Raw genomic sequence first — 213 nt, 5'->3', positions numbered from 1 at the left:
AGCTTCACGCTCGACACGTCGGCCACCGCCCCCGGTGTCGCCCTGACCACCGACTCCGGCAGCAGCGCGTCCGATCACATCACCAATGTCGGCACGCTGAACCTGACCGGTGTCGAGACCGGCGCCACCGTCGAATACTCGATCGACGGCGGCCATACCTGGAACACCAGCTTCAGCGCCGTCGAAGGCCTGAACGGCGTACAGGTCCGCCAG

The 213-nt window shown here is 66.7% G+C and carries 1 protein-coding gene; it reads left to right on the top strand.

All coding sequences use genetic code 11. The annotated features are described in order from the left end of the window. Positions 1-213, top strand: a 213-nt coding sequence (locus HWY45_RS36535; RefSeq protein WP_176118545.1) for a hypothetical protein, incomplete at both ends; no start/stop codon positions are given.

Source organism: Burkholderia stagnalis (assembly GCF_902830275.1).
Classification (GTDB): domain Bacteria; phylum Pseudomonadota; class Gammaproteobacteria; order Burkholderiales; family Burkholderiaceae; genus Burkholderia; species Burkholderia stagnalis.
Note: the sequence above shows the minus strand (reverse complement) of the source record. Positions and strands in the feature narration are given on the sequence as shown.